Source organism: Christiangramia sp. LLG6405-1 (assembly GCF_045055805.1).
Classification (GTDB): Bacteria; Bacteroidota; Bacteroidia; order Flavobacteriales; family Flavobacteriaceae; genus Christiangramia.
The window spans coordinates 447502-474239 of the sequence record NZ_CP159330.1 but is presented as its reverse complement, the minus strand read 5'-3'; the positions used below and the strand labels follow the sequence as shown (position 1 = coordinate 474239).

General features: G+C 39.9%; 26 protein-coding genes and 1 tRNA gene. 16 read left to right on the top strand and 11 right to left on the bottom strand.

Features of this window, described 5'->3' with window-relative positions; genetic code table 11:
• Positions 1-3 precede the first annotated feature (3 nt).
• The 6 genes from ABVM50_RS02170 (at position 4) to ABVM50_RS02145 (ending at position 3909) form a co-directional block, all read left to right on the top strand.
• On the top strand, positions 4-627 hold the full coding sequence (locus ABVM50_RS02170; RefSeq protein ID WP_141878878.1) for a LysE family translocator: 624 nt from the start codon (positions 4-6) through the stop codon (positions 625-627).
• A gap of 2 nt (positions 628-629) precedes the next feature.
• Positions 630-956, top strand: a complete 327-nt coding sequence (locus tag ABVM50_RS02165) for an MGMT family protein (protein ID WP_405199760.1) — start codon at positions 630-632, stop codon at positions 954-956.
• 142 nt (positions 957-1098) lie between these two features.
• Positions 1099-2232: an Mrp/NBP35 family ATP-binding protein gene (locus tag ABVM50_RS02160; protein WP_141878876.1), complete on the top strand. Its 1134-nt coding sequence runs from the start codon at positions 1099-1101 to the stop codon at positions 2230-2232.
• Entirely contained in the window at positions 2233-2487 is a 255-nt protein-coding gene (locus ABVM50_RS02155) for a NifU family protein (protein WP_405199759.1), read from the top strand.
• 14 nt (positions 2488-2501) lie between these two features.
• Positions 2502-3563, top strand: coding sequence for an NAD(P)/FAD-dependent oxidoreductase (locus ABVM50_RS02150; RefSeq protein WP_405199758.1), 1062 nt, complete (start codon positions 2502-2504; stop codon positions 3561-3563).
• A 10-nt stretch (positions 3564-3573) separates the two neighbouring features.
• A complete protein-coding gene (locus ABVM50_RS02145; RefSeq protein WP_405199757.1) occupies positions 3574-3909 on the top strand; it encodes a 2Fe-2S iron-sulfur cluster-binding protein in 336 nt (111 codons plus the stop codon).
• A gap of 55 nt (positions 3910-3964) precedes the next feature.
• On the opposite strand, the gene ABVM50_RS02140 is transcribed toward ABVM50_RS02145, so the two are convergent.
• The 7 genes from ABVM50_RS02140 to rplM form a co-directional block, all read right to left on the bottom strand.
• Positions 3965-4750 carry a DUF3050 domain-containing protein gene (locus ABVM50_RS02140; RefSeq protein WP_405200677.1) on the bottom strand — a complete coding sequence of 262 codons (786 nt, stop codon included), beginning with the start codon at positions 4748-4750 and terminating at the stop codon, positions 3965-3967.
• A 385-nt stretch (positions 4751-5135) separates the two neighbouring features.
• Entirely contained in the window at positions 5136-6311 is a 1176-nt protein-coding gene (locus tag ABVM50_RS02135; protein WP_405199756.1) for an acyl-CoA dehydrogenase family protein, read from the bottom strand.
• A gap of 47 nt (positions 6312-6358) precedes the next feature.
• Entirely contained in the window at positions 6359-7081 is a 723-nt protein-coding gene (locus tag ABVM50_RS02130) for a tRNA1(Val) (adenine(37)-N6)-methyltransferase (protein ID WP_405199755.1), read from the bottom strand.
• 130 nt (positions 7082-7211) lie between these two features.
• A complete protein-coding gene (gene tsf / locus ABVM50_RS02125) occupies positions 7212-8036 on the bottom strand; it encodes a translation elongation factor Ts (protein ID WP_405199754.1) in 825 nt (274 codons plus the stop codon).
• Positions 8037-8125: 89 nt separating this feature from the next.
• Positions 8126-9022, bottom strand: coding sequence for a 30S ribosomal protein S2 (gene rpsB / locus ABVM50_RS02120; protein WP_141878870.1), 897 nt, complete (start codon positions 9020-9022; stop codon positions 8126-8128).
• A 166-nt stretch (positions 9023-9188) separates the two neighbouring features.
• Complete coding sequence (gene rpsI, locus ABVM50_RS02115) at positions 9189-9575, bottom strand: 30S ribosomal protein S9 (protein WP_141878869.1); 387 nt, start codon at positions 9573-9575, stop codon at positions 9189-9191.
• Positions 9575-10030 (bottom strand): 50S ribosomal protein L13, encoded by a 456-nt coding sequence (rplM, locus tag ABVM50_RS02110; RefSeq protein WP_141878868.1) that lies wholly within the window; start codon positions 10028-10030, stop codon positions 9575-9577. Before rplM ends, rpsI begins: the two co-directional genes overlap by 1 nt.
• A gap of 348 nt (positions 10031-10378) precedes the next feature.
• Here rplM and ABVM50_RS02105 point away from each other — a divergent pair, with 348 nt between their 5' ends.
• Positions 10379-10948, top strand: a complete 570-nt coding sequence (locus ABVM50_RS02105) for a DUF5004 domain-containing protein (RefSeq protein ID WP_405199753.1) — start codon at positions 10379-10381, stop codon at positions 10946-10948.
• Positions 10949-11032: 84 nt separating this feature from the next.
• On the opposite strand, the gene polA is transcribed toward ABVM50_RS02105, so the two are convergent.
• Positions 11033-13858 (bottom strand): DNA polymerase I, encoded by a 2826-nt coding sequence (gene polA, locus ABVM50_RS02100; protein ID WP_405199752.1) that lies wholly within the window; start codon positions 13856-13858, stop codon positions 11033-11035.
• Between the two features lie 73 nt (positions 13859-13931).
• A complete protein-coding gene (locus ABVM50_RS02095; protein ID WP_405199751.1) occupies positions 13932-14906 on the bottom strand; it encodes a N(4)-(beta-N-acetylglucosaminyl)-L-asparaginase in 975 nt (324 codons plus the stop codon).
• A gap of 148 nt (positions 14907-15054) precedes the next feature.
• Here ABVM50_RS02095 and ABVM50_RS02090 point away from each other — a divergent pair, with 148 nt between their 5' ends.
• On the top strand, positions 15055-16281 hold the full coding sequence (locus ABVM50_RS02090) for a metallophosphoesterase (protein ID WP_405199750.1): 1227 nt from the start codon (positions 15055-15057) through the stop codon (positions 16279-16281).
• A gap of 71 nt (positions 16282-16352) precedes the next feature.
• Positions 16353-16649 carry a co-chaperone YbbN gene (locus tag ABVM50_RS02085; protein ID WP_141878856.1) on the top strand — a complete coding sequence of 99 codons (297 nt, stop codon included), beginning with the start codon at positions 16353-16355 and terminating at the stop codon, positions 16647-16649.
• On the opposite strand, the gene ABVM50_RS02080 is transcribed toward ABVM50_RS02085, so the two are convergent.
• Both ABVM50_RS02080 and ABVM50_RS02075 read right to left on the bottom strand, forming a co-directional pair.
• Positions 16621-17280, bottom strand: a complete 660-nt coding sequence (locus ABVM50_RS02080) for a polysaccharide deacetylase family protein (RefSeq protein ID WP_405199749.1) — start codon at positions 17278-17280, stop codon at positions 16621-16623. The two genes, ABVM50_RS02085 and ABVM50_RS02080, sit on opposite strands and share 29 nt — an antisense overlap.
• A gap of 45 nt (positions 17281-17325) precedes the next feature.
• A complete protein-coding gene (locus ABVM50_RS02075; protein WP_405199748.1) occupies positions 17326-20634 on the bottom strand; it encodes a DUF2723 domain-containing protein in 3309 nt (1102 codons plus the stop codon).
• Positions 20635-20847: 213 nt separating this feature from the next.
• Between ABVM50_RS02075 and ABVM50_RS02070 the strand changes: the two genes are divergently transcribed.
• The 7 genes from ABVM50_RS02070 to rfbB all read left to right on the top strand — a co-directional run bounded on the left by ABVM50_RS02070 (position 20848) and on the right by rfbB (position 26724).
• Positions 20848-20920: transfer RNA gene (locus tag ABVM50_RS02070), tRNA-Gln, on the top strand.
• Between the two features lie 480 nt (positions 20921-21400).
• Positions 21401-21640 (top strand): type II toxin-antitoxin system ParD family antitoxin, encoded by a 240-nt coding sequence (locus tag ABVM50_RS02065; protein WP_405199747.1) that lies wholly within the window; start codon positions 21401-21403, stop codon positions 21638-21640.
• A 748-nt stretch (positions 21641-22388) separates the two neighbouring features.
• Complete coding sequence (locus ABVM50_RS02060) at positions 22389-22862, top strand: UpxY family transcription antiterminator (RefSeq protein WP_405199746.1); 474 nt, start codon at positions 22389-22391, stop codon at positions 22860-22862.
• 115 nt (positions 22863-22977) lie between these two features.
• Positions 22978-23991, top strand: a complete 1014-nt coding sequence (locus ABVM50_RS02055) for an NAD-dependent epimerase/dehydratase family protein (RefSeq protein WP_405199745.1) — start codon at positions 22978-22980, stop codon at positions 23989-23991.
• Between the two features lie 26 nt (positions 23992-24017).
• Complete coding sequence (cysQ, locus tag ABVM50_RS02050) at positions 24018-24806, top strand: 3'(2'),5'-bisphosphate nucleotidase CysQ (RefSeq protein WP_405199744.1); 789 nt, start codon at positions 24018-24020, stop codon at positions 24804-24806.
• A gap of 35 nt (positions 24807-24841) precedes the next feature.
• Entirely contained in the window at positions 24842-25717 is an 876-nt protein-coding gene (rfbA, locus tag ABVM50_RS02045; RefSeq protein WP_405199743.1) for a glucose-1-phosphate thymidylyltransferase RfbA, read from the top strand.
• A complete protein-coding gene (gene rfbB / locus ABVM50_RS02040) occupies positions 25714-26724 on the top strand; it encodes a dTDP-glucose 4,6-dehydratase (RefSeq protein WP_405199742.1) in 1011 nt (336 codons plus the stop codon). The genes rfbA and rfbB overlap by 4 nt, the downstream gene beginning before the upstream one ends.
• The last annotated feature ends 14 nt before the right edge of the window (positions 26725-26738 follow it).

Sequence of the window (26738 nt, the reverse complement as noted above, 5' to 3'; positions counted from 1 at the left end):
TTATTGGAAGAAACAAAGATTTTCCTTATTACCTATTTTGCCGCCTTTATTGGTGTGGTGCCTCCAGGTTTGGTAAACATGACCGTGGCAAAGACCTGCGTGGAAAAAGGTAAAAGAAACGGACTCTATGTAGCCATTGGTGCAGGTATTATTGTATTTATACAGGCACTTATTGCGGTACTGCTTGCAGGTTATATTTTTGAAAATCCTTTTGTTAAAAAGATGCTGCTTCGGGCTGGTCTCGTAGTATTCTGTATTCTTGCGGTATATTTTTTCATCCAGGCACAGAAAAAGAAAAGAATTGACCCAAGTAAGCGAAAGGCGAATGCGAATAGTATCTATAAAGGCATGTTCATCGCTGCCTTGAACGTGTTTCCTATTCCTTATTTTGTAGCAATTGCAGGAGCAATGAATTTAAGCGGTGGTCTGGAATACGACTGGTCCTTAAATTCATCCTTTTCTATAGCTGCGTGTTTAGGAAGTTTTACAGCTTTATATCTCTACGTGGTACTTTTTGATAAGATCGAAAAGAAAGCAGAGTCATTTGCAAAGTACTCCAACTATTTCATGGCAGCATTAATGGCAGTACTTATTGTCATTGCGCTGGTAAGAATTCTGAATAATTAGTTTTGAAAGATAATTCAGGTTTTTTTGATAGGGTTTATGAAGTCTGCCGCGAAATTCCTGAAGGGCGGGTAACTTCTTACGGAGCCATTGCAAAATCTCTTGGTGCTGCTCGTAGTGCAAGAATGGTAGGTTGGGCAATGAATAATTCTCATGATAGAAATGTTCCGGCGCATAGAGTAGTGAATCGTAACGGAATGCTTTCTGGTAAACATCACTTCTCTGGAACCAACGCTATGCAACAACTTCTGGAAGCTGAAGGTGTTGAGGTGAAAGAACTACAGGTAGTCAATTTCAAGGAACTCTTCTGGGATCCCATGAAAGAGCTTTAACTGAATATAAACTACCATAAATTACTGCTATCCAGCTATCGATCTAATATTCCTAAATTCTTCGTATTCTTAGCTTTTACCTTTATATTTGCGTTTAGAATCAGTCTAATTAAGCTGTAAAAAATCTGATTAAAATCAGTCTATGAAATTGAACAGAAAAGAAATTTTATCCGCATTAGAAACTATTTCCGTAGCCGGCGAAGGAGCTAATATGGTCGAGAGTGGTGCGGTTCAAAATGTAATGACCTTTGGCGATGAAGTAGTGGTCGATCTAGTATTAAGTACACCAGCTCTTCATATCAAAAAACGAGCAGAGGTTGATGTGATGAAAGCCATTCATGAAAAGGTTTATGAGAAGGCGAAAATTAAAGTAAATATCAAGATTGAAGCTGCTGAGAAGAAGCCGGAGATCAAAGGGAAACAAATTCCCGGAATCAAAAATATTATTGCCGTGGCTTCTGGAAAAGGAGGCGTTGGTAAGTCTACCGTAACTGCGAATCTTGCAGTGACCCTGGCTAAAATGGGATTCAAGGTAGGTATTCTAGATGCAGATATCTATGGTCCTTCTACTCCAATTATGTTTGATGTGGAAGCTGAAAGGCCCTTATCTGTTACAGTAGACGGGAAATCCAAAATGAAACCGGTAGAAAATCATGGCGTTAAGATCCTGTCTATAGGATTTTTCACCAAACCTAACCAGGCTGTAGTCTGGAGAGGACCTATGGCAGCGAAGGCATTGAATCAAATGATCTTTGATGCAGCATGGGGAGAACTGGATTTTATGTTGATCGATTTACCTCCGGGAACGGGAGATATTCATTTATCGATCATGCAATCATTACCAATCACTGGTTCTGTTATTGTAAGTACACCGCAGAACGTTGCTTTAGCCGATGCTAAGAAAGGAGTTGCGATGTTCCAGCAGGAAAGTATCAATGTTCCGGTACTTGGAATTGTTGAGAATATGGCTTATTTCACTCCGGAAGAACTTCCTGAAAATAAATACTATATCTTCGGAAAAGAAGGTGCTAAAAATCTGGCAGCAGATCTGGAAGTGCCATTTTTAGGAGAAATTCCGCTACTACAGAGTCTTAGAGAATCTGGAGATATTGGAAGACCGGCAGCTTTACAAACTGCTACTCCGTTGGAAAGTGCATTCGAGGAAATCACTCGAAATATGGTGCAGGAAACGGTGAACAGAAATAAAAATTTACCTCCTACAGAAGCTATTAAGATCACAACGATGGCTGGATGTAGCGCGGTTAAGAAGAAATAAATGACAAGCGAAGAAGTTAAAATAAATGTTGAAAAGGCACTTGCCGAAATTCGTCCATTTCTTGAAGGCGATGGGGGGAACATTTCCCTTGTATCTATAGAAGAAAATGATCGTTTGGTGAAAGTACAGCTTGAAGGAGCTTGTGTTGGCTGTTCTGTTAATCAAATGACCCTGAAGAGTGGTGTGGAAATGACGATTAAGAAATATGTGCCTCAAATAGAAAAAGTGGTAAATATAGATCGATCTACCCTTTAAAATTTTGCTGAAGAATGATTAAAACTGATATGCTCATTATCGGTGCAGGTCCAACAGGATTATTCGCCGTTTTTGAAGCCGGACTCTTGAAGATGAAATGTCACCTGATCGATGCTCTTCCACAACCTGGAGGACAATGTTCAGAAATATACCCGAAGAAACCAATCTATGATATTCCTGGTTTTCCTGAAGTGCTTGCAGGTGATCTGGTTGATAATCTTATGGAGCAGATCAAGCCTTTCGAACCTGGATTCACTTTAGGCGAGAGAGCGGAGACTATAGACAAACAGGTAGATGGAAGTTTTATCGTTACAACCAGTAAGGGTACTAAACATCATGCTCCGGTAGTAGTGATCGCTGGTGGACTGGGGAGTTTTGAGCCTAGAAAACCACCAATTCCTTCTATCAAAGATTTTGAAGATAAAGGTGTTGCTTATATTATTCGTGATCCTGAAGTATATCGCGATCGCAAGGTAGTGATCGCCGGTGGTGGAGATTCAGCTTTGGATTGGAGTATCTTTTTATCAAATGTTGCTTCGGAAGTTTCTTTGGTGCATAGAAGAAAAGATTTCCGGGGAGCTTTAGATTCCGTAGAAAAAGTTGAAGAGCTTTCGAAAATCGGAAAGATAAATCTGATCACTGATGCTGAAGTTGTAGATCTTCAGGGAAAAGATGAACTTAATGCTGTAGTTATAAGGCATAAAGATGAAGCTAGAGGAGAAGAGATCAAAGAAGTAGATGATTTTATTCCACTTTTTGGACTTTCACCTAAACTTGGTCCAATTGGAGACTGGGGATTGGAAATAGAAAAAAATGCTATTAAGGTTGATAATACTTATGATTATCAAACGAACATTCCCGGGGTTTATGCAATTGGTGATGTAAATACCTATAAAGGAAAATTAAAGCTTATTCTTTGTGGTTTCCATGAAGCTGCGATCATGTGTCAAAGTGCTTACCAGTTAATTAACCCAGACAAGAAGTATGTGATGAAGTATACTACTGTAAGCGGAGTTAGTGGTTTTGATGGAAGTAAGAAGGAAGCTAAAAGAGAAGTCGTAAAAAGTATAAATTAGAAGTAATTAAATGTCTGACGTTAAGATCACCATAATAGACCGCGAAGGAGAGGCTCATGTTATCGATGCCCCAACAGATATGAATATGAACCTTATGGAGGTTATTCGCTCTTACGAGCTTGCTTCTGAAGGTACCATTGGGATATGTGGTGGAATGGCGATGTGTGCTTCTTGCCAGTGTTATATGCTCAATTATCAGCACATGCTGCCGGAGATGAGTTACGAGGAAGAAGATATGCTGGATCAGGCATTTCATGTGGAAGATAATAGCAGGCTTAGCTGCCAGATTCCTATTACCGATGAACTGGAAGGATTGGAGATTCGAATAGCTCCAACAACCGAATAACAAAAAAAGCCTGAAGATAATTCTCCAGGCTTTTTTACTATAATTTTTTCTAATTCTAGATTGTTTGAAGCGATTTACGCTCTTCAATTTCAGCTTCGATACCATCCCAGAATTCGATTCTGCTTTGCAATGACTTTTCAGCAACAGCTTTTACTTCCTGCCACTTCTTATCATCATTTCCGCACAATTGCTCGACCATTCTAAATGCCATTGGACCATGTTCATCTTCATCCAGTTCGATATGGCGATCAAAGTAGTATTTGAACAGACTCAGATCTTCCTCAGGGAATTTTTGCTGCACTTTGCTTATGATAGAGGTAAACATTGCTGGAATCAAACCTTCACGTCCAAAGGTGAAAGCTGAAGCGATCTTATGAGGTTCCTGGCTATAAACAACTTCGAAAGTATGTTTCAGAAATTGTTTAATGCTTACTGGTAATTTGCTAGTCGCGATGATTAAAAATATATCAGTGCCATGAGTTACCTGCATTAAAAGATCTTCGATTTTGGTCTTATTTGCCCCGGCGGCAGTCATCGCATCCAGATACATTTCAAAATGACTCTGGCGTTCTCCCTGCATGTTAATATCGGTTTCCTCGGCGAGAACGATCTCATTGATTAGGTATCTCGTTTCCGGATCTCCTACCGGCAACCACGGATTGGTCGTTTTAGTAAGTTTTTCCTGAAGGGCAGTTAGTAATGACATAAAATCCCAAACCGCAAACACATGATGTTCCATAAACAATTGCAGTTGTTCAGGACTATCGATCTTCTGGTAAAGTGAATGATTAATTAACTGGTTGGTTAGAGGTTTTAAACTTTCGTTTATCTCTTTAATCATCATAGGGTTATTTTTCCAGCAAAGGTAAGAGCTAGTCCACATATTATAAAAACATTAGATAGGTTTTACAGCTAGTTTAACTAAATGCTATGGTTAAAACTGTACTTTGAAATATGCCATTAAATGCAGTCCTTATATTTTATTCTGAAAAATCTGTAGAGTATTTACAGGTGGATGGAGTAGTGGCTAAAAAGCCGAAACCTCTAAAAACTAAATGCTGCGATAAATATAAAAAGGGCAAACGTTGCAAAGGCTGCCCTTGTTTTGATTTGTTATAGGATTTATTTTTTTAGCTTACCAGCATTGAATGTCACTAATAGCCGGACTGAGCCTGTCGAAGTCCATTCCAAACGATCAAGCGCTGCGATAAGTTTAGCATAACATTTTAAAATGCAGCGTGTCCCGTAATATCCATCCCGGTAATTAATAGATGAATATCATGAGTTCCTTCATATGTAATCACACTTTCAAGGTTCATCATATGTCGCATAATGCTGTATTCACCGGTAATTCCCATACCACCTAGAATTTGTCTGGATTCACGTGCTATTTTAATAGCCATTTCAACGTTATTCCTTTTTGCCATGGAGATCTGCGCCGAGGTGGCTTTGCCTTCATTTTTCAAAGTTCCAAGTCTCCAAGCCATTAGTTGTGCTTTGGTGATCTCAGTGATCATTTCCGCAAGCTTCTTTTGTTGCAATTGTTTTGCGGCAATAGGCACTCCAAACTGTTCTCTTTCCTTAGCATAACGCAATGCAGTATCATAACAATCCATGGCGGCACCTATGGCACCCCAGGCAATCCCGTATCTGGCCGAATCCAGGCAACCAAGCGGTGCTCCCAATCCGGACTTATTTGGTAATAGATTTTCCTTCGGCACCTTTACATTGTCAAATATCAATTCTCCGGTAGCACTGGCTCTTAAAGACCATTTGTTATGAGTTTCAGGAGTACTGAAGCCTTCCATTCCACGTTCTACGATCAGGCCATGTATACGTCCTTCTTCATTTTTAGCCCAGACAACGCCAATGTCTGCAAATGGTGAGTTTGAGATCCACATTTTTGCACCATTTAATAAATAGTGATCCCCTTTATCCTTAAAGTTTGTGGTCATTCCTCCAGGATTAGAACCATGATCTGGTTCTGTAAGACCAAAACAGCCTACCATTTCTCCGGAAGCTAATTTTGGAAGATACTTTTTCCGTTGTTCCTCAGTTCCATACTGGAAGATTGGATACATCACCAGGGAAGACTGTACTGAAGCTGTAGATCTAATTCCGCTGTCTCCACGCTCAATTTCCTGCATGATAAGTCCGTAGGAAATCTGGTCAAGTCCGGCACCTCCATATTCTTCAGGAATGTAAGGTCCAAAAGCGCCAATTTCAGCAAGGCCTTTTAAAATCTGTTTCGGGAATGTGGCAGTTTGTGCTGCTTCTTCTATGATTGGAGAGACTTCTCTTTTTACAAATTCACGGGTAGCGTCGCGAACCATTTTATGTTCACTTGATAGCAGGTCGTCAATCTGGTAATAATCAGGAGCCTGGAATAGATCTGGTTTCATTGTGTAGTGTTTCTAACAAATGTAACCAAGTCTTTACTGAGAAGCAATTATAATTTCAGGTAGAAATCTTTGACTAGATTAATGTATTCCGGAGTGTAATTATGTCTGGATATTTCAATGATAAGATCTTCAATTTCGGCTGAAGTTTCTTCAAAACTGAAGCTCATAAGACTTCTTTTTACGGGTGCTTCAGCAGTTCCCTTTACTCTGGAAATTCTCGTAGGATATAATTTAAAAGTCTTAGCAATCTTAATCGCAGTATCCTCTTTAGAAAAAGGAATGATCATATCAAAGCGTCCGTTTTTGGATAGCAGGAGGGAAGCACCTTCCAATAATTCGGCGAGAGGCAAAGCTTCAGCAAAACGAGCCTGATCACGATGATCATCACCTGTCTTATAATCTTCAGTATAAAATGGAGGATTGGATAGAATTAAATCGTAATGCTCTTCATCCTGCATCTCTTTCACAAACTCATCAAATGCTGCATGATAACAGAATAAGCGGTCACCCCAGTCACTATTTTCAAAATTATCCACAGCCTGTTCATAAGCATTTTCTTCGATTTCTAGCGCATCAATAAGTTCCGCCCCAGATCTTTGAGCCATCATGAGGGCAATAAGCCCGGTTCCGGTGCCTATATCCAGGATCCTTTCCGGTTCATGTGCAAGCGAAGACCATGCGCCAAGCAGCACACCGTCTGTTCCAATTTTCATGGCACAACGATCCTGTTCTATGGTAAAATGTTTGAATTTAAATGGCCTTGCAGACATGGATGGTGATTTTTAATGGAACTGAAATTCTTCAGTTATGATAACATTTCAGCTTAACTGGTAAAATATGAGTACAAAAAAAGAGGTTTTAAATACATAAAACCTCCTTTGATATGTTATTCAGAATAAATTATCCTAGAGCAACTCTTTCGAAAGCAACTACTTCAAGTTCGCTGTCTACAGACTTCACGTACTCCTCAACGCTTTGCTTGTTCTCCTTGATATAAGCCTGGTGAACCAAAGTGTTGTCTTTGAAGAAACGCTGAAGTTTTCCCTGAGCGATCTTGTCAAGCATGTTTTCTGGCTTTCCTTCCTGTCTCAAAGTATCTTTAGCAATCTCGATTTCTTTATCGATAGTTTCTTGATCAACTCCAGTTTCATTAAGTGCAACTGGATTCATTGCTGCAGCCTGCATGGAAACGTTCTTTGCAGCTTCATCCGCTCCATCAACGCTTTTAGAAAGACCTGTAAGAACAGCAATCTTATTTCCAGCGTGGATGTAAGATCCTACGAAAGGAGCTTCAAGAGTTTTGAAAGCACCAATTTCGATCTTCTCACCAATAACACCAGTTTGCTCAGTAAGTTTCTCCTCTACAGTGATCCCTTTGTAATCAGCTTTAAGAAATTCCTCTTTAGAAGAATAGTTAAGAGCGATTTCAGCGAAATCGTTAGCCATTTTGATGAAATCATCATTCTTAGCAACGAAATCTGTTTCACAGTTCAGGGAAATGATAACACCTCTAGTGTTTTCAGTATTCACCTGAGCAATTGCAGCACCTTCAGAAGAATCTCTGTCGGCTCTCTTTGCAGCTACTTTCTGACCTTTCTTACGAAGCAATTCGATTGCAGCGTCAAAATCACCATCAGCTTCCACTAATGCTTTCTTGCAGTCCATCATTCCTGCACCAGTAGCTTTTCTTAATTTATTTACTTCAGCGGCGGATATCTTAGCCATAATATTGTTTTTTTATTGAAAAAAGTCGTTTAGAAACTCACTGTAAAGAAAGAAGCTAAACGACTTTTAGATTTTATGTAAACGTTATTTTATTCTTCTTCGTTAGATGATTTGGCTTTATCTAAAGTTTCACTTTTAGATTCAAGCTTCACATCATTCTTAGCTTCTTTCATTGCCTTTTTGTCTTCGGCATCTTTAGAAGGAACTTCAGCTTTCTCTGCTTTAGGAGCAGCAGGTTTAGCTTTTTTCTCTTCTGAAGCATTAGAATCCTCCTTTTTCTTAGCTGGTTTCTCAGATTTTCTTTCTGAAAGACCTTCTACGATAGAGTCTGCAACGTAAGAAACAACTTTGCTAATAGATTTAGAAGCATCGTCATTAGATGGAATTAGATAATCAACCTCACGTGGATCTGAGTTGGTATCAACCATCGCAAAAATTGGAATGTTTAGTTTTTGTGCTTCTTTGATCGCAATGTGCTCACGTGTAGTATCTACAACGAAAAGCGCAGCTGGAAGTCTTGACATGTCTGAAATTGAACCTAAGTTCTTTTCTAGCTTAGCTCTAAGACGATCTACTTGCAAACGTTCTTTCTTAGAAAGAGAGTTGAAAGTTCCATCTTTCTTCATTCTATCGATAGAAGCCATTTTCTTAACAGCTTTACGAATAGTAACGAAGTTTGTTAGCATACCACCAGGCCAACGCTCAGTGATATAAGGCATGTTAGCCTTTTCAGCTTGCTCAGCAACGATCTCTTTCGCTTGTTTCTTTGTAGCTACGAAAAGGATCTTTCTTCCGCTTGCTGCGATCTTTGCAAGAGCATCACCTGCTTCCTGCATTTTAGCAGCACTTTTATATAAGTTGATGATGTGGATCCCGTTACGTTCCATATAGATATATGGAGCCATGTTTGGATTCCACCGTCTGGTTAAGTGTCCAAAATGAACACCAGCATCAAGTAATTCTTTTACTTCTACTTTGTTTGCCATTTTTGTAATAGTTTACGTTCTGTTGAGATAGCAACAACCAGGTGGCTACTTAATAGTATGGCCCTGACTGTTTAGATGCTAAACTAACTTCTGCCCGGCATGAACAGAATAACAACAAAAAATTAATTTTTTTATGAACTCCCCGGAAAATATTCCGGTAATAATATTAACGTTTAGAGAACTGGAATTTCTTACGGGCTTTCTTCTGTCCGTATTTCTTACGTTCTACCATACGTGGATCTCTAGTAAGAAGACCTTCTGGCTTAAGTGCGCCATGATTTTCCTGGTCTAGCGCCACCATAGCTCTGGATAGTGCCAGACGGATTGCTTCAGCCTGTCCAGTGATACCTCCACCGTAAACGTTAATTTTAACGTCGAAGTTTCCTTCATTTTCGGTAAGCATCATTGGCTGGTTCACTTTATAAAGAAGTGTTCCAGTTGTGAAGTAATCTTTAAGGTCTTTCTTGTTTACGGTAATGTTTCCCTGTCCTTCTGAAACATATACACGGGCCACAGCAGTTTTTCTACGGCCAATTTTGTGAATTACCTCCATTACTTAACGTCGTTTAAGTTAATAGTTTTAGGTTTTTGAGCTTCGTGATCATGTTCAGATCCTACATAAACCTTTAAATTTCTGAATAGTTCTGCTCCAAGTTTGTTCTTAGGAAGCATCCCCTTAATTGACTTTTCTACTAGTCTCTCAGGACTTTTTTCGAAAAGTTCTGAAGCTGTCAGACTCTTTTGACCACCTGGATAACCTGTGTGACGGATGTACTCTTTCGCGTCCCATTTCTTTCCAGTTAAGTTGATTCCCTGCGCATTCAATACAATTACATTGTCTCCGCAATCAACATGTGGGGTGAAGTTAGGCTTGTGCTTTCCTCTAAGTAGATATGCTACTCTTGAAGCAAGACGACCTAAATTTTGTCCGTCAGCATCTACCACAACCCATTCTTTGGTTCTGGTGGCTTTGTTAGCCGATACTGTTTTGTAACTTAATGTGTCCACACCAATTGATTTTACTAATTATTAAACATTCCAATCCCATTTACCCGAATCTCAATCGGGAAAACAGGGGTGCAAATGTACAATTATAAATTCATATAGCAAACAGCACTATCAAAATTTAATCTGACTTAAAGCGGCTGGTTTTCAGGATGATAAAATACCTGTATATCTAAGCTTAATTCTGTCAAGCGAATCACTATTATGTAGGTAAAGGACTTCAAAAAGAGATTATTAGTAATATTTATATCGATAAAGTACTTTTTTGTGCGTTTAAAGTTAATTTTTGCTGTTAAGGATTCCTTAATTTCTATAATTGTACTGTATGTTTGTAATCCCTAAATATATATCATGAAACGAATAATGAATGTTAGATTGTATTTCTGCCTACTGTTCGCAGGAATTTTGATGCAAAGTTGTAGTAAGGAAGACGTTGCTCAGGAATCTCAATTAAAAATCAGTAACGCAACCACAGTTACTAGCGAAAACATGGTTGGAAGTTGGAATTTAACGAAAATGATGGCAGACGTGGAAGTAGATCTTGACTCTAATGCTGGTGGAAGTAAAAACCTTCTGGATGAAACTGATTGTTTTAACACAATGAGTATAACATTTAACTCTGATAGTACGTTTGTAAGTAACAATGCAATGATGAGTTTTGAATCTGGTGATGGTAATGACTTTAGTTGCCTTTCCGATAGAATGGATTCAGGTGATTGGTATGTAAGCGATAACAAGCTTGTTTTGGAACTTACTATTGATAAAGAAACCTTTGTTCATGAAAAAGCGATCGATCTCGGATCTGGAACTTTCGCTTTTGATGTTTCTAAAATCGAATCAGATCAATACGTGAATGATCCCGGTAATACGAGAGCTTCTGAAATCAGAATTATGATGCTGGAGTACACTAAAGTGAATTAATAGTAAGAAGTAGTTTATAGTGTTAGTCAATAAACCTCGTTAGTATTGCTAACGAGGTTTTTAAGTTTTTAGATCTTTCTTCGACTAGTGAGCTTCCAACCAGTTCTGGCCAATTCCAATTTCTACATCTAAAGGCACCTGCAGTTTGTAGGCGTTCTCCATTTCTGTTCGAATCATGATTTTCATCTCTTCCAGTTCTTCTTTGTGAGCGTCGAACACCAATTCATCATGAACCTGTAGCAGCATGCGCGTTTTATAGTTTCCAGCCTTCAGTTTGTAATGAATATTAATCATGGCAAGTTTGATGATATCTGCTGCACTACCCTGGATTGGTGCATTCACCGCATTTCTTTCCGCAGCACCACGGACCACCTGATTTCTGGAGTTAATATCTTTTAAATAGCGTCGGCGTCCCAGTACAGTACTTACATACCCATTCTGTCTTGCAAATTCTACCTGGTCTGCAATATAACTACTCAGTTTAGGGTAAGTCTTATAATAGGTGTCGATCAAATCTTTTGCCTCACTACGAGAGAGAGAAGTTTGATTGCTCAATCCAAAAGCTGAAACGCCATAGATGATCCCGAAATTCACAGTTTTGGCGTTGCTTCTTTGTTCACGAGTAACTTCTTCCAATGGCACATTGAAAACTTTTGCAGCTGTGGAAGCATGAATATCTTCACCCTCTTTAAAAGCTTTGATCATGTTTTCTTCATCACTTAAAGCGGCGATAATACGCAATTCGATCTGGGAATAATCGGCTGCAAGCAGGACGAAGTTTTCATCTCTGGGAACGAAAGCTTTTCTAACCTGTCTGCCCCGTTCTGTTCTAATCGGGATGTTTTGTAAGTTCGGGTTGTTGGAACTCAGCCTTCCGGTAGCCGCGATAGTTTGCATATATTCGGTATGCACACGGCCGGTCGTTTTTTCTACCTGATTTGGCAGCGCATCCACGTAGGTGTTCTGTAATTTAACAAGTCCGCGGTAATCCAGTACATGTTGAACGATCGGGTTCTCTTCAGCTAAAACAGAAAGTACGTCCTCGCTGGTGCTATACTGACCCGTTTTCGTTTTCTTGGGTTTCTTGGAAAGTTCCATTTTTTCAAAAAGAATGATTCCCAGTTGTTTTGGCGAACTTATCAGGAATTCTTCGCCTGCTTCTTCATAAATTTTAGCTTCCAGGACCTTTATATCGTTGGTTAATGCTTCGGAAAGGGATTGCAGGTAATTTTCGTCCAGTTTGATTCCTTCCAGTTCCATATCTGCCAGTACTTCTACCAGCGGAATTTCAATTTCGTTGAATAATTTTCTTGTGTTTGCGTCTTCCAGTTCTTTCTCGAAAAGCGTTTTTAGCTGAAAAGTGATATCGGCATCTTCTACTCCGTATTCAGTTTGAGATTTCAGATCCACATCACGCATGCTTTTTTGATTCTTACCTTTCTTTCCAATAAGTTCGGTAATTGGCTGCGGAGTATAATTAAGGTAAGTTTCGGCCAGAACATCCATATTATGACGCATATCTGGATTGATAAGATAATGCGCGATCATAGTATCAAAAATTGGTGATTTCACCTCAATATTATATTTGTCCAGAACCTTGATATCATATTTCAGATTCTGACCTATCTTCTCAATAGATTCATTTTCAAAGAAAGGACGTATTTTTTCTATCAATTCCTGTGCTTTCTCGCGTTCCTCCGGAAATGGAAGATAGTAGCCTTTCCCGGATTCCCAGGAAAAAGCAATTCCTACTAATTCTGCATCCAGTGGATTTAATCCAGTGGTTTCAGTATCGAAACAAACACTTTTCTGCATAAGCAGTCGTTCGAAAAATAGCTTTTGTGTCATTTCTGTTTCAAGCAACTGGTAAAAATGCGGAGTATCAGCCAGATTTGTTCTCGATGATGTTCGTTCGATCTCTTCGCCATCACCTCCAAATAATGAAAACTGTCCAGCGCCAGCGGTTTGCGCGTTTTGTTTTGCTGAAGTTGAATTACTCACCTGTATAGGGGTGCTCTCTTCTTCTCCTGAAAATAATTTTAAAAACTGATCTTTTAGTCTTCTGAATTCAAGGTCTTCGAAGATCTCCTGTACTTTGTCACCATCTGGCATGGAAAGTTCGTAATCTTCAGCATGAAACTTTACATCACAATCAATAAATATGGTCGCCAGCTTTTTGGATAATCGCCCTAATTCAGCATTTTCGATCACCTTTTCCTTCATCTTTCCTTTAAGGTCATCGGTATTTGCCAGTAGACCTTCCATACTTCCGTATTTCTTCAAAAACTTCTTGGCGGTCTTTTCACCAACTCCTGGAAGTCCTGGAATATTATCTACGGAGTCGCCCATCATTCCGAGGAAATCAATCACCTGCTCCGGGCGTTCCACCTCAAATTTATTCTGAACTTCAGGTATTCCCCAGATCTCAATCCCATTTCCCATTCTGGCAGGACGATACATAAAGATATTTTCTGAAACCAGCTGAGCGAAATCTTTGTCTGGAGTCACCATATATACCTTATAGTTCTCTTTTTCTGCCTGCTTGGCGAGAGTTCCAATGATATCATCTGCTTCCATTCCGGCACATTCCACTACTGGAATATGCATGGCGCGAAGAATTTCCTGTATCACCGGGATAGATTCGCGTATAGGTTCAGGAGTTTCATCCCGGTTCGCTTTATAGTCTGAAAACATTTCAGTTCTGGCTTCGCTACCATCCTTATCGAAACAAACCGCTAAATGATCTGGTTTTTCTCTTCTTATAACATCAAAAAGAGAATTTGTAAAACCCATGATCGCAGAAGTATTAAAACCTTTGGAATTAATTCGCGGGTTTTTGATAAAAGCATAATATCCTCGGAAAATTAATGCGTAAGCGTCCAGTAAAAAAAGGCGTTTTTGATCGGCCATTAGAAATGTTTAATAAAATTCGTGATTAGCTCAAAATTACAAAGATTATATCGTTCCGCAGAAAGATATAAAACTAAGAATCCAAATAAGAAGGGCTCAGGTTGTCGCTGCTAATTCCTTCATGAAACTTAGCATAACTGAAGCCTTTGTGGATACAGTAAGATCCAATTTCCCCGGCCTTATTAAGCGCTACATAGGCGATCTGGAAATCTTTGTAATTAGGCGCCTTGCGAACGGTTCTCATGACCGCTTCCTTACAGGCATCCTGCGGAGAAATTCCCTGTCGCATCAATTCCACGATCAGGAAACTACCCACACTTTTCATAATTGCTTCGCCCATTCCGGTACCTACAGCTCCACCAATTTCGTTATCCAGAAAAAGACCTGCACCAATAATAGGAGAATCACCAACACGGCCATTCACTTTATAGGAAAGTCCGGAAGTTGTACAGGCTCCGGCGATATCGCCTTTGTCGTCCATACATAGCATCCCAATAGTATCATGATTTTCAATATTTATAATAGGTCTGTACTCTTTATGTTCCAGCCAGACTTTCCAGGCTCTTTCCGAGCTTTCGGTAAGCAGGTTCTTCTTTTTAAACCCCTGCTGAATGGCAAATTGTAAGGCACCTTCACCGGCCAGCATGACATGCGGAGTTTCTTCCATCACTTTTCTGGCAACCTGAACCGGATGTGCGATCTCCTTAAGATAAACCACTGCGCCGGCGTCTCCATCTGGTGACATGATGCAGGCGTCTAAAGTAACATTCCCATCCCGGTCTGGCGCGCCGCCATCACCAACGGTGGTATTCTTTAGATTGGCTTCTTCTACCATCACTCCCTGTTCCACAGCATCCAGCGCACTGGAACCATTTTCCAGCATTGACCCGGCTTTTTTGGTTGCGTTTTGAAAATTCCAGGTTGCCACCGCAACAGGTTTTGGTTTGATGTTCATAGGTTCTAATATATTTAGAGGAAAAAGGCTGGAACTTATACTAAGTGCTCCTACGCTGATCCCGGTTTTCTGAAGAAATTGTCGACGTTTCATGATTTAAATCTCTTGCTAAAAGTAATATTTCGAAGCATGCTTTTAAAATAAAGAATAATAGAATGCTTTGTAAGAAGTATGAGCTTAAAGAATCGTTAATAAGCTGGGGTTCGCTGCAATTAAAATTATCTTCGCAAAAAACTACTTAATGCGCTGGTTAATTCTTGCCGTTATCTACATCATCGTAGATCTTTACGCTTTTCAGGCTTTACGGGTATTTTCAAAGAATGTATGGGTTGCCTCGTTCTATTTCCTGATTTCGATCATTGTGATTGCCAATCTTTTCTATCAATTCAACCAGCCCAATCCTAATGATGGTTTTGGGGGTGGAAGGGGATACGCGATAGGTATTTTTCTTGCATTCTTTGTAGCGAAAATTGTACTTGCTTTAGTTCTGCTAGGGGAGGATTTTCTAAGACTGCCATTTGCTGGTTTTCAAAAATTATTCGGCTCTTCAGAAAGTTTTTCTATTCCATCAAGAAGGAAATTTATAAGTACAGTTGCTCTGGGTCTTGCTGCAATTCCGTTTGCTGGTTTGCTTTACGGAATGGTAAAAGGTCGATATAACTTCAGGGTATTACGATATACACTTTATTTCGATGACCTTCCCGAGGCTTTTGATGGTTATACCATCAGCCAGATTAGTGATGTACATAGTGGAAGTTTCGATAATAAAGAAAAGATACAGTATGGGGTTGATCTCTTAAAAGAGCAGGAAAGTGATCTGGTGGTTTTTACCGGAGACCTTGTGAATAATAAAGCTTCGGAAATGGAGAACTGGAAAGATGTATTCTCGCAGGTAAATGCCAGGGACGGTGTATATTCTATCCTAGGAAATCATGATTATGGAGATTATACGCAGTGGGAAAGTCCGGAAGCAAAAAAGAAGAATTTACAACGCCTGAAGGATACGCATGCAGAAATGGGCTGGAAGTTAATGCTGAATGAACACAGTCTTATTGAGAGAAACGGAGAAAAGATAGCGCTGGTTGGAGTAGAGAATTGGGGAATTGGCGGATTCAAAAAAGCCGGTGATCTTCAAAAAGCCGGAAACGGACTCTCCAGTAAAGATTTTAAAGTATTACTTAGCCACGATCCTTCTCACTGGGAAGAAGAGGTTAAGAAGGACGAAAAACATTATCATTTAACGCTTAGCGGCCATACTCACGGGATGCAATTTGGGATCGAGATACCGGGTTGGTTAAAATGGAGCCCTGTGCAGTATCGTTATAAGCACTGGGCTGGAATTTACGAGGAAGCAGGACGCTATATTAATGTAAATAGAGGCTTCGGATTTCTGGCATATCCTGGTAGAATAGGAATATGGCCCGAAATTAGCGTCATCGAACTGAAAAAAGGACCTAAACCCGCTTAATACAAAGAATTTCCTATATTTGATTATAGCTGGCAAACACGGTAAATAACCGAAAAAATAAATACTGAATTATGTCAAAATTTGGTGAACTAGTAGATCTGAACATTCCGGTACTTCTGGATTTTTATGCTGAATGGAGCGAAGCTTCCGAAGCCATGCATCCGGTATTACGTGATGTCGCGGCCGCTTTAGGTGATAAAGCCAAGGTCATAAAGATCGATGTGGATAAGAATTCCCAGCTTGCTGAAGCATTGAGAGTAAAGGGTTTGCCAACGCTTATGATCTACAGGGATGGTGAAATGAAGTGGCGACAAAGCGGCGAGCAAAATGCAAATACGCTTATTGGTCTTTTAAAGGAGCATCAGTAAGACTTTTAAAGCTAAAGCCTTTTTCAGCATAATATCTCATCACTCTGGGTAATACTTCCCTGAGATTTTTAAATGCCTTTTCTGAATCATGGAAGACGATCGTACTTCCATCAACAGCATTATTTATTACATTCCGGTAGCACTTTTCTGCTGAAATACTGTGGTCATAATCACCACTTATTACATCCCACATCACAATTTTATAATCTTGTTCCATAAGTTCACGCGCCTGAGCATTCATGATCTTGCCGTAAGGTGGTCTGAAAAACTTTGTCTTTGGAAAGAATTTATTAGCAGTAAATTCCTGCTGAGTTTTCTGAGTATTCTCGATATAATCAATTTTGCCAGTTTTCCAACCGTTAAGGTGATTGTACGTGTGATTTCCCACACAGTGTCCTTTTTCTAAAATATTTCGGAAGATTTCCGGGTGCTTTTCAACATTCTCTCCAATACAAAAAAAGGTGGCTTTGGCTGAATACTCTTCCAGCAGATTCAGTACCCATGGAGTGATCTCTGGGATTGGGCCATCATCGAAAGTTAGATAAATAGCATTTTCATCCTGTATCCTGGAAATACGTTTCGGATAAAGAAGTTTCAGGACTGTAGGATATTTAGGCAATAATAAACTCATCGATATTCAAAAATAAAAACCCGGCGCAATTGGCCGGGTTTAATTTTATTGCTGATCACTTTGCAGCGAAACCGAATCGTCCGGTTGCTCTATGGGAGTTGCACCATCCAGCGCTTCCAGTATCTCCTGTTGCGGAGATTTTGCTTCAGCATCTATTTCTTCATCTTCACGGTAGAAATGCCTGAACTTCTTGAGATAGGTATTAAATTCTTCGGCTTTTTCTCTGGCCGTCTCACGATCCTCATAAACCATCATAATGTCAACCAGGCCGCGGTAACGTTCCATATCTGTAATGATCTCATCTGCATATCTGTATTGACGTTCTACTTCCCAGCTGCTATAGAATTCCAGGTTCTCCTGATATTTTTTAGTCACTTTCTCCCATATCTCACTAGCTTTCTGAGGTTTATTAACTTCGTAGTAACCGGTAATAAATGGTTCCAGTAACGTATAATACTCATAGTGCTCGACTGGCATATGTTGCATTCCCAGGTCAAGGATCTCTTCAGCATGTATCGTATCACCCTCGTTAAGAAGATTCTCAGTCAGTCTTGCGAGGTTGCTTCTATAGGTAATAGAATTTTTACGGGTTTCAGGATCATGATAAATGTCTGAAGATCCCATATTCCCCCAATTCCAGTTCTTCACGATATTGTACATCTTCTCTGTATTCACTCGACCCATATCGAATGGATTTCGAGGATCAAGAGGAGTTTGAATAGGAACCAGTTTATAAGTAACCCCTTCCAGTTGAAGATAATCTTTCATCCACAGGTAATCATCGTCACCAAAACTTCCGCCGGTAAAATAGATAGGGCGTTTCCAATCATTATTGGCAATGATATCGAGCATCAACAACCTGTTCTTGTAAAGCACCTGATCACCAATCTCAATATCTATATGATCAACGATCTCATTAGCTTCAGAACGGTCTACGATATTATTATCCAGCACATTCTGTTTGTCTACCGGAATTCGAACATATTTAGAAGGGAAGGTGTTGATCATGGACCCACTTTGTAATTCGGCCATGGTTCTTGGATCCTCATTCTGAATATAATTCATCCAGGTTTTGATGCCAATCGTATCCTGAGTTACTTCTCGCAGGAAGATCGCATCGTTCTTTCCGTTGTACCAGTCCTGTGGTAATTGTGACGGGATTGCATCACTATCAAAAGCTTTTCGCTTCATCTGGTCAATATACCAGTCGGTTGCCAGTAAACTTGTATTGATTACACGAACATCGGTTCGGTATTTTTCAATTTGCTGAACATACCAGAGCGCAAAAGTATCATTATCTCCAATGGTAAATATAATGGCGTTTTCGTCGATGGAATCCAGATACATCCGAGCCATGGTAAGCGCAGTGTCTCTACCGGAGCGATCATGATCATCCCAGTTTTCCGAAGCAAGCAGCGTTGGTACAGCAAGTAAACTTGCGATCACCACTACCGGAGCGAGAATTTTAGGACCAATCTTTCCTTTAAGTTTATCGAAGATAGCATAGACTCCAAAGCCTATCCAGATCGCAAAAACATAGAAGGATCCTACAAGTGCGTAGTCCCGTTCCCTTGGTTCAAAAGGTCTTTCATTCAGATAAACTTTAAGCGCAATTCCGGTAAAAAGGAAAAACACCATAAGCACCCAGAAATTCTTCTGATCTCTTTTCAGCTGAAAAATGAGTCCGATTAAGCCGAGTAAAAGCGGCAGGAAATAGTAGGTATTTCGAGCCTTGTTATTTTTTACATCTGAAGGTAAATTCTCTTGCGAATCAATATGCCATTCATCAATAAAATCGATTCCGCTAATCCAATTTCCATGCAGATCTCCGAATTTTCCCTGGATATCATCCTGTCTCCCGGTGAAGTTCCACATAAAATAACGCCAGTACATATAGCCAACCTGATACTCCAGGAAGTAGCTGATGTTTGAAGAGAAAGAGGGTTTTTCTACATTGATGTAATCGCTAAACTGTCTCAGGAAATTATGATAATCTTCCATATCCCTCTCACCCCGGGAAAACTGAGTGCGGAATTCGTTGATCGCACTTATAAGTCTTTCTTCACTTTGAAATTCTGGTTTGATCGTGAATTCCAGAGGACCGGTAAATTCCATGTAATTAGTAGCATGTTCGGTACTCCACATTCTCGGCAGCACCGCTTTATGGTCATCATCCAGGTTCTGGCGTGCGTTTTTATATTCATTTACGATCACATACTTTCCAAGCTCCTCGTCTTTCTCATATTGAGGTTTTCCATCGCGATAAGGATTATTTTCATCAAGTCCGGAATACATCTCAGACCACTGAGGACCGTAGAATAGATGGGTTTCACCATATTGCTCACGATTATAATAGGCGAGTAGCTCACGGGCATTATCGGGGCTGTTTTCATTGATCACGGTTGGTGCATTACTACGAACCGGTAACATTACCCAGCTGGAGAAACCGATTAGAACAAATAGTATACAAAGCAGGAGTGTGTTGTACTGATACAGGTTACGCTTGCGAGTGAAATTGATCAGGAAATAGAATACAGCGATGATCGCAAGTAAAGCGATTGCTGTTCCCGTATTAAAAGGCATTCCCAGGGAATTAGTAAAGAACAATTCTGAAGCAGAAAAGAAAGTAAGCGTATAAGGTAACAGCAGTTTGAAGATAAACATAAGAACAGCGACTACGACCACGTTGGCGATGATGAAGTTCTTGACGGTAACCTTCTTATAGTTTTTAAAGAAATAAAGGAATCCGATAGCCGGTAAGGTTAAAAGACCCATAAAGTGAACCCCAAAAGAGAGTCCAATGACCAGGGAGATCAATATGATCCAGCGATTCCCACGCGGAGTGAACATATCCCGTTCCCAGAGTAGTCCTAAATAAAACATAACCGACATAAAGCAGGCAGCCATGGCGTACACTTCGGCTTCCACGGCATTGAACCAGAAGCTGTCGGTAAAAGTAAAAGCAAGTGAGCCAACGAGGGCACTACCCAGAACGGCTATTTTCTTAGCATCGGTAAGTGTTTCTCGTGGTCCGGCGATCTTTAGAACCAGTAAGCTAATAGACCAGAACATAAACATGATGGCTACGGCGCTGGCAAAACCAGACATAAAGTTAATCATGAGAGCGACCTGAGTATTGTCTGTTGCAAAAGTGGCAAAAAACGCACCCATCATTTGATAGAATGGAGCTCCCGGTGGATGACCAACTTCCAGGTTGGCTGAGGTAGCAATATATTCACCGGCATCCCAGAAACTTGCCGTTGGTTCCAGAGTAAGTGTATAGGTGGTGAGGGCAATAAGAAAAACCAGCCATCCCAGGATCTTATTCCACTTACTAAAGTTGAAATCTGTCATAAATACTCGTGTAATTCTACTGAAGTGGCGAATTTAATAATAATATGCTGAATGCTTTACAAACGCAATGGAAAAGCGATTATTTTGGAAGTGTCTGGAAATGAATAGAAAAAATATGCTTTCAGAAAAAAAAATGAAATTTTAATGAAAATCTTTTTGAAAAAGTTTGTGCGATAGAAACTTTGTCTTAAATTTGCATCCGCATTAAAGCATTGGCCTATGGTGTAACTGGCAACACGTCTGGTTTTGGTCCAGAAGAGTCTAGGTTCGAGCCCTAGTAGGCCAACAAAAATGTTAAAAACCCAAACTGAAAAGTTTGGGTTTTTTTGTTTTACATATTGTCAGGGCGAGAAGCTTGTCCCGAGTTTGCCGAAGGAAGCTTGAGAAAGAAGTTCTAGGAATAGGAAATCGAATATGGTTCCAGTAACCTTATGTAAAACTTTCTATCACTTAATAGGTGTTGGAATAAATGATGTTGCCATCCTTAGCTTGATGAAGGAAGCCTGTCGAAGGGAGCTCATCCAATCAAAATTTCCAAAGGAATTTATCCGATAGTATACCAATCAGATTATAAATCGACCCTGACTAAACTTGTATCCGATTTTCCTGGATCATCAAATCAATGCCGTCCTGAGCCTGTCGAAGGAAGCTTGATGAAGGAAGCCCAACGAAAGAAGTTGTTTCATCACATCTTTATTCTATAAAATTTCTTTGGATAATTTGCGACTGATGTGATTCTGACGCAACTTTACATCAAACTACTATTATGGCCAGGCAAAGTATTTCCTTCACAAAGCCAAATGATGAGTGGCTAAAATCTCAAGTTGAGAATCAAGAATATTCCAGCAAAAGTGAACTGGTCAATGTTTTGATAAGACAAGCTCGCAATCAACAAATTCAGATTGATTATATCAAAAATAAGATTGAGAAAACTGAGAAAAGCGGATTTACTAAAAACAGTAAAGAACAAATTCTAGCGCAATCGAAATCTTTGCTTGATGACTGATTACAAATTAAGTAATCTTGTAAAGAAGATTTAATTAGAATTCATCAATTAGGTATAAAGCGATTCGGAGTGACTCAAGCCGACAAAAATTTTGAGAGGTTTTTCGAATATTTCGATATGATTGCAGAACAAGCTTTCGCATTGGAATCTATTGATTTTATAAAAGCTGGTTACCGAAAATGTGTTTGTGGATCAGATTCCATCTATTATAGAGTATTAAATAATTGCGTTGAGATAATAACTATCATCGGTAGACAGGATATGAGTAAGATTTAACCTGAAACCGGTTTGAAATTACGCGAGTAAGAATTCAATGCTATATGCCCGCACCCCATTTCTATGCTATAACAAAAATTATAGAGAAAATCATACCACCATCCTGAACCTGTCGAAGGAAGTTTGTCGGAGGGAGCCGGTAGAAATTGATGTTACAAGAGATAATGCTGCCCTGAGCCTGTCGAAGGGAGCCTGTCGAAGGAAGCTCGGCGAAGGAAGCCTGTAAAATCAATTTGGATCGTCCCAAATCAAAAGCGTACCTCAATAGCATAATATCATCGGAATTTGACTAACACTTATTTCCAGGTTTATAATAATCAGGAACTTCAGCTCCACAACTTCCAGAAAAGTATCAGGTGTTGGATTTGAAGCTTGTAAAAAATTGTTCCCCTGCCTGAAATTTCCGAACTTTGCGTCAGAATAGTTTATGCACCCTACTGTGAAACCGAATACTCATTAAACCCGTCGCAGTATGCCCTGGTACGTAGCAAGAACAAGATCACAACACGAGATCAAAACTTCAGAATATCTATCCAAATTGGGAGTAGAGGTATTCTGTCCTACGATCGTGGAAGTCCGTCAATGGAGTGACCGTAAGAAGAAAGTCACGGTTCCATTATTCAGATCCTATATCTTTGTAAATATCGCTGAAAGTGAGAGGTCAAAGGTCTTTGATGCGCCCGGTGTGGTTAATTTTCTACAATGGCTCAATAAACCGGCGATCGCTAAGGATGCTGAGATCGAAGCTATACGGTCATGGCTTAATAATGATAAGATCTCAGATCTGGAAGTTACCCAGTTTAAACCCGGAGATCAGGTAAAACTAAAATCCGGTAAAATGGCTAATCAAACAGCAGTGATCAAAGAGGTTGGTGATAAAAAGCTAAAACTTATCCTCGAAGAACTTGGCTGGATACTTACCGCCAGCGTGCACGACGTAGTTTAGGTACACTTAGCTCCTTAAAATTATAATTTATCGGTTTAATCCAATATTTTAGCAGCGAACTGACAGGACACGGATTGTTTTCTGCAGTTTTTGATCGCTTGAGCTTATAATCTTTATGAAGATATTAGTTACCGGTGCAGCCGGATTTATTGGATTTCATCTGTGCAAAAAACTTTTGCAGGATGGACATGTTGTAATTGGTCTGGATAATCTCAATGATTATTATTGCCCTTCCCTTAAAATTGCACGTCTTGCCGAATTAGGAATTATTACAGCGACTGATTCCGCATTTAATCAGCCGGTAAAGAGTCAGCAGTATCGCGATTTCATATTCCATAAGATGGATCTTCAGGATCGCGAAAACTTACCTGGACTTTTTAAAACTTATAAGTTTGATCTGGTGTGCAATCTGGCTGCGCAGGCAGGAGTACGATATAGCATCGAAAATCCTCAGGCTTACATCGATAGTAATCTTGTAGGTTTTGCCAACATTCTCGAATGCTGCCGACTTTATAACATTAAAGATTTCGTTTATGCCAGTTCTTCCAGTGTATATGGACAGAATGAGAAAGTTCCATTTTCAGAAGAAGATAGAGTAGATGAGCCTGTTAGTTTATATGCGGCAACGAAGCGCAGCAATGAACTGATGGCGTATACCTATAGTCATCTCTACGAAATTCGCTGTACAGGTTTGCGATTTTTTACAGTATACGGACCCTGGGGACGAGCAGATATGGCGATGTTTTTATTTGTAAATGCTATTAAAAATGGAGAACCTATCCGGGTCTTTAACGAAGGGAACCTGGAAAGAGACTTTACCTTTGTAGATGATATCATTAATGGAGTGAATGCGGTGATCAATGATTCGGATACTGATAAAAATGCACTACACCGCATATTTAATATTGGAAACAGCCAGCCGATAAAATTGCTGGATTTTATTGAGCAAATTGAAACACAGCTGGGGATGAAAGCTAAAAAGAATATGATGCCCATGCAGCAGGGAGATGTAAATAAAACCTGGGCAGACTCCCGGCCGCTTATGCAGCGTTACGCATATGAACCAAAGGTCAATATCGAAAATGGTATAAAAGAGTACCTGAAGTGGTTTTCTGAATACTATCATTAATACCAAGAATAGTAGAGAATTTAATTATGAAAAAGAATTTAGAAATTGCGATCATAGCTTCACTGAGAGCTGGGAAAAGAATTATGGAGATCTACGAAAATGAAGATTTTGAGGTAGATTTTAAAGGAGATGATTCTCCGCTTACTAAAGCCGACCTTGCTTCTCACCAGATTATCATGCAGCATCTGTCTGCAACAGATATTCCGGTGCTTTCAGAAGAAGGAAGAGATCTTTCGTATGAAGAGCGTAAGAACTGGTCCAGCCTATGGATCGTGGATCCCATCGATGGTACGAAAGAATTTATTAAGAAAAATGGGGAGTTTACAGTAAATATTGCCCTGGTTAGGGATCAAAAACCCGTGATGGGAGTGATCTATGTTCCGGCGCTTAAAGAACTGTATTACGCTGCTGAAAATATGGGTTCTTTTAAGGTCGATGATATCGTGGATTTCAGCGGAATGAAAACTCTCGAAGCTTCCGCAGTAAAGCTTCCGAAGAAAAATTTGAATAAAAAATTCACCGTGGTAGCGAGTAAATCTCACCTTTCCGAAGAAACTAAAGATTATATCAGTCAGCTTGAAGAAAAGCACGGCGAAGTAGTTAGTATTTCTAAGGGGAGCTCTTTAAAGCTTTGTATGGTAGCTGAAGGTAAGGCAGATGAGTATCCGCGTTTTGCTCCTACCATGGAGTGGGATACGGCAGCGGGACAGGCGATCTGTACTTTTGCTGGTAAGACTGTGCATGATCATAATACAGGTGAAGAAATGTTGTATAATCGCGAAAACCTGCTGAATAACTGGTTTCTGGTGAAATAGCTAGATTTGCAGCAATGCCATATAAATTTTAGAAGATGAAAGGAATTATTCTTGCCGGAGGTTCAGGTACCCGATTATATCCTATTACTAAAGGAGTGTCCAAGCAATTGCTGAATGTGTATGATAAGCCCATGATCTACTATCCGCTTTCAGTATTGATGCTTGCCGGGATCAGGGAGATTCTAATTATTACGACACCACAGGACAGAAGTAATTTTGAAAAACTGCTGGGTGATGGGAATGATCTGGGCATGAACTTTCAATATGCGGTGCAGGAATCACCAGATGGTCTTGCGCAGGCTTTTATCATTGGGGAAGAATTTATAGGTGGTGATGACGTTGCTTTAATTCTAGGAGATAATATTTTCTACGGACATGGATTTACGAGTTTACTTCGGAAGTCGGTCGCTACGGTGGAACAGGAGCAAAAAGCCGGAGTTTTTGGATACTATGTAAATGAGCCATCCAGGTATGGGGTGGCAGAATTTGATGCTGAAGGTAATGTCTTAAGCGTGGAAGAGAAGCCGGAAATACCAAAATCCAATTATGCGATCGTAGGCCTGTACTTTTTCCCAAATTCGGTTGTGGAAGTCGCGAAAAATGTAAAGCCTAGCAAACGTGGGGAACTGGAGATCACTTCTGTGATACAGTCATATCTTGATGATCACAACTTGAAAATGGAGATCATGCATCGTGGTTACGCCTGGCTGGATACAGGAACACATGAGTCTATGCTCGAGGCAGGGAATTTTATTCATACTCTGGAAAAAAGACAGGGACTCAAAGTAGCCTGCCTGGAAGAGATCGCTTATGAAAAAGGCTATATAAGCAAGCAGGATCTGGCACAACTGGCAGAAAAACTGGGGAAATCATCCTATGGAGAATACTTATTAAAGAGAGCAGGACAATGAGCAATCAAAACAAAACAATCCTGGTTACCGGTGGTGCAGGTTTTATAGGTTCTAATTTCATACCCTATTACCTGGCGCAATTTCCGGAACAACATATTATTAACTTGGATGCACTTACCTATGCTGGTGATCTGGAGAATCTTAGTGAAGTGGAATCCAATCCTCGCTATCAATTTATAAAAGGAGACATCTGCAACCGTAACCTGCTGGAAAAGATCTTTCAGGATCATCATATCCACGGAGTTATTCATTTTGCTGCGGAATCTCATGTAGATAATTCTATTAGCAATCCAGGTGTTTTTATCGAAACTAATGTGAACGGAACTTTTAATCTTCTGGATGTTGCGTTTAAGACCTGGATGAAAGCGCCTTTTGAATACAGGGAAGAATATAGAGATTGCAGATTCCATCATATTTCCACAGATGAAGTGTATGGAAGCCTTGGTGAAACCGGATATTTTACTGAAGAAACGCCCTATGCACCCAATTCTCCGTACTCGGCAAGTAAGGCGGCTTCAGATATGGTGGTGCGTAGTTACCATCATACTTACGGAATGAATACGGTTATTACGAACTGTTCCAATAATTACGGTCCAAAGCAGCATAAAGAAAAGCTGATTCCAACGATCATTCGTAAGGCTATAAGCGGGGAGGATATTCCTATCTATGGCAACGGAAAGAACGTGCGTGACTGGTTATATGTGCTGGATCATGTAAAAGCGATCAATTTGGTTAATGCGGAAGGTAAAGCGGGTGAAGTATATAATATTGGTGGTGATGCAGAAATCCAGAATATAGAGCTTGCTCACAAGATCTGTACATTGCTGGACGAACTTAAACCGAAGGATTCCGGAAGTTACAGCGAGCAGATTACCTTTGTAAAGGATAGGGCAGGACATGACCAGCGCTACGCCATTGACGCTAGTAAGATCAGGTCTCAATTAAACTGGAAAGCGGATTCAGAATTTGAAGATGCTTTGAAAGAAACTATAATTTGGTACTGGTAATAACATTAAACCCG

Bases quoted from the DNA above. Each gene is read 5' to 3' on its own strand.
- ABVM50_RS02140 (WP_405200677.1), bottom strand. From the start codon at position 4,750: ATGATTAAAGAGATAAACGAAAGTTTAAAACCTCTAACCAACCAGTTA.
- ABVM50_RS02135 (WP_405199756.1), bottom strand. From the start codon at position 6,311: ATGAAACCAGATCTATTCCAGGCTCCTGATTATTACCAGATTGACGAC.
- ABVM50_RS02095 (WP_405199751.1), bottom strand. From the start codon at position 14,906: ATGAAACGTCGACAATTTCTTCAGAAAACCGGGATCAGCGTAGGAGCA.
- ABVM50_RS02155 (WP_405199759.1), top strand. From the start codon at position 2,233: ATGACAAGCGAAGAAGTTAAAATAAATGTTGAAAAGGCACTTGCCGAA.
- ABVM50_RS02090 (WP_405199750.1), top strand. From the start codon at position 15,055: ATGCGCTGGTTAATTCTTGCCGTTATCTACATCATCGTAGATCTTTAC.
- ABVM50_RS02075 (WP_405199748.1), bottom strand. From the start codon at position 20,634: ATGACAGATTTCAACTTTAGTAAGTGGAATAAGATCCTGGGATGGCTG.
- rfbA (WP_405199743.1), top strand. From the start codon at position 24,842: ATGAAAGGAATTATTCTTGCCGGAGGTTCAGGTACCCGATTATATCCT.
- cysQ (WP_405199744.1), top strand. From the start codon at position 24,018: ATGAAAAAGAATTTAGAAATTGCGATCATAGCTTCACTGAGAGCTGGG.
- ABVM50_RS02150 (WP_405199758.1), top strand. From the start codon at position 2,502: ATGATTAAAACTGATATGCTCATTATCGGTGCAGGTCCAACAGGATTA.
- polA (WP_405199752.1), bottom strand. From the start codon at position 13,858: ATGGCCGATCAAAAACGCCTTTTTTTACTGGACGCTTACGCATTAATT.
- ABVM50_RS02060 (WP_405199746.1), top strand. From the start codon at position 22,389: ATGCCCTGGTACGTAGCAAGAACAAGATCACAACACGAGATCAAAACT.
- ABVM50_RS02160 (WP_141878876.1), top strand. From the start codon at position 1,099: ATGAAATTGAACAGAAAAGAAATTTTATCCGCATTAGAAACTATTTCC.
- ABVM50_RS02105 (WP_405199753.1), top strand. From the start codon at position 10,379: ATGAAACGAATAATGAATGTTAGATTGTATTTCTGCCTACTGTTCGCA.
- rfbB (WP_405199742.1), top strand. From the start codon at position 25,714: ATGAGCAATCAAAACAAAACAATCCTGGTTACCGGTGGTGCAGGTTTT.
- ABVM50_RS02130 (WP_405199755.1), bottom strand. From the start codon at position 7,081: ATGTCTGCAAGGCCATTTAAATTCAAACATTTTACCATAGAACAGGAT.
- rpsB (WP_141878870.1), bottom strand. From the start codon at position 9,022: ATGGCAAACAAAGTAGAAGTAAAAGAATTACTTGATGCTGGTGTTCAT.
- ABVM50_RS02145 (WP_405199757.1), top strand. From the start codon at position 3,574: ATGTCTGACGTTAAGATCACCATAATAGACCGCGAAGGAGAGGCTCAT.
- tsf (WP_405199754.1), bottom strand. From the start codon at position 8,036: ATGGCTAAGATATCCGCCGCTGAAGTAAATAAATTAAGAAAAGCTACT.
- ABVM50_RS02055 (WP_405199745.1), top strand. From the start codon at position 22,978: ATGAAGATATTAGTTACCGGTGCAGCCGGATTTATTGGATTTCATCTG.
- ABVM50_RS02080 (WP_405199749.1), bottom strand. From the start codon at position 17,280: ATGAGTTTATTATTGCCTAAATATCCTACAGTCCTGAAACTTCTTTAT.
- ABVM50_RS02085 (WP_141878856.1), top strand. From the start codon at position 16,353: ATGTCAAAATTTGGTGAACTAGTAGATCTGAACATTCCGGTACTTCTG.
- ABVM50_RS02065 (WP_405199747.1), top strand. From the start codon at position 21,401: ATGGCCAGGCAAAGTATTTCCTTCACAAAGCCAAATGATGAGTGGCTA.
- rpsI (WP_141878869.1), bottom strand. From the start codon at position 9,575: ATGGAGGTAATTCACAAAATTGGCCGTAGAAAAACTGCTGTGGCCCGT.